Below are 2,394 nucleotides of genomic sequence, written 5' to 3'. Positions count from 1 at the left end.
GTTGGGTGCTGGGAGGTATTTCTCGGCGGTGGTGGCGGGTTGGTTGTGGTAGCCGCGGGTGGTTCCGTTGCCGGAGAGGTAGAGCTCGCCGATGGTTCCGAGGGGGACGGGGTTGAGTTGGTTGTCGAGCACGTGTGCTGTGGTGCCGTGGACGGGGCGTCCGAGGGGGGTTCTGGGGTCGTTGGGGGTGGTGATCGCGTGGGTGGAGTAGGTGGTGTCCTCGCTGGGGCCGTAGAGGTTGTTCACGGTGTCCAGGACGGGGTGCCGGTAGAGCTGGTCGACCAGCGCCGGTGAGAGCGCCTCCCCGGCCAGGTTGATCGTGCGCGCTCCCGGTGGGATCGCGTCCGCCGCCAGCAGTTCCGCCGCAGCCGAGGGCACGGTGTTGACGAGGGTGAGGTGGTGGTAGGCGTCGGGGTTGTGGATGAGGTCGAGCGCGTTGTCGGGGGCGAGGGTGATGGTTCCGCCCGTCGTCAGCGGGGCGAAGATCTCGAAGACGGACAGGTCGAAGCAGATGGAGGTGGCGGCGAGGGTTTCGGCGAGCACCTCGGGTGGGAAGGTGTCGCGCGCCCAGGTGAGCATGGCGGTGGTCTGCCGGTGTTCGATCATCACGCCCTTGGGGCGACCGGTCGAACCCGAGGTGTGGATGACGTAGGCCAGGTTGTCAGCCCCGACCCCGGAGGCCACCCGCTCGACCGGCCCGTCCTCGACCGCCGAGCGCAGCACGACGACCCCGTCAGGGGCAGGACCGCCCTCGTCGGTGATCAGCACCGCCGCGCCGGAGTCCGCGAGCAGGAGCTCGATCCGCTCCGCGGGGTAGGCCGGGTCGACCGGCACGTAGGCCGCCCCCGAGGCGAGCACCCCCAGCAACGACACCACCAGGCGGCTCGTGCGCGGCAGGCACACCGCGACCCGGTCCTCCGGCCCCACACCCAGCCCGCGCAGCCGGTGCGCCAGCCGGTTGGCCGCGCGGTCGAGCTGGGCGTAGGTCAGGTTCCCGTCTCCCGCGCGCAAGGCGATCGCGTCCGGGGTCCGGTCCACCTGGGCCTGCACCAGCTCGTGCGCGCACGTCCCGGACGGGGCCTGCGGCACGCCCCGCGCCAGGTCCTCCGCCCGCGCGCGCTCGTCGGCGGGGCGCACGTCCAGCTCCGCCAGCGCGGTCAGCGGCGCGGCGGCCATCGCCTCGACCACGGTCCCGACCCGCCGGACCAGCAACCGGGCGGTGGACTCGTCGAACAGGTCGGTGTTGCGCACCAGCCAGCCGTCGACCCGCTCCCCGTCCTCCTCCACCTGGAACACCAGGTCGAACGGCGTCGCGGTCGGCGCCACCGGGACCGGGCGCACGCGCAGGCCGGGCAGCTCGTAGGCGCCGGGGGTGCCGTTGACCGCCACCATCACCTGGAAGACCGGGCTGCGGCTCTGGTCCCGCTCCGGGGCCAGCTCGCGCACCAGGTCCGCGAAGCTCACGTGACCGCGCCGCGCCACCGCGCGCGCCGCCTCCGTCGCGGCGGCCACGACCTGCGCCAGCGTCATGGTGGGCTCCGCGCGCAGCCGCAGGGGCAGGGTGTCGACCAGGAAGCCGAGCACCCCCACCGTGTCCGGGTGCTCGCGGCCGGACACAGGGGTGCCCACCGTGATGTCGCGGGACCCGCCGCCCGCCGCCAGCGCCACGGCCACCGCCGCCGCCAGCACGGCGAAGACCCACGTGCCCGCGCCGGAGGCCACCGCGCGCAGCTCCGCAACCGGCAGGTCCAGCGGCACCGCCGCCCCGCCGTGGGTCTGCCGCGCGGGCCTGGGCCGGTCGGTGGCCAGCGCCAGCGGCGGCGCCCCGCGCGAGGCCTCCACCCAGTGCGCCAGATCGCCCCTCCGACCCGCCTGCCACGCGGCGACGTCGGCGAACTGCACCGGCGCCGCCTCCGGCTCGGCCGCGGCCGGATCGGTCAGCAGGGCCCGGTACTGCGCGGTGATCTCGCCCAGCAGCACCCGCACCGACCAGCCGTCCGCGATCGCGTGGTGCAGGCTCACCCCCAGGACGTGCCGGTCGGGGCCCGTGCGGGTCAGCACCGCCTTCCACAGCGCCCGCCCGCCGCCCAGGTCCAGCGGGCGCGCCAGCTCGTCGGCCCAGTCGCCCTCGACCAACCCGGCACGTGGCTCGGGCGACACCACCTGCACCAGCTCCTCGTCCACCTCGCGCAGCACCGTGCGCAGGGCCTCGTGGCGCACCGCCGCCCGCCGCACCGCCTCGGCCAGCACACCGACGTCCAGCGCGCCGTCGACCTCCGCGGCCCCCGTGATGTGGTAGGCCCGGTTGGCGTCCGGGTCGAGCTGGCACAGCACCCACAACCGCTGCTGGCCCGCCGACGCGGGCAGCACCACCGAGCCGTCCGGGCCTGCGAC

General features: G+C 75.1%; 1 protein-coding gene. It reads right to left on the bottom strand.

Going from position 1 to position 2,394, the window contains the following annotated elements; genetic code table 11:
- On the bottom strand, positions 1-2,394 hold a 2,394-nt coding region (locus ACTUAL_RS16005), incomplete at both ends, for a non-ribosomal peptide synthetase (RefSeq protein WP_440900824.1).

The organism is Actinosynnema sp. (assembly GCF_052038725.1).
This window is presented reverse-complemented; position numbering and strand designations above follow the sequence as displayed.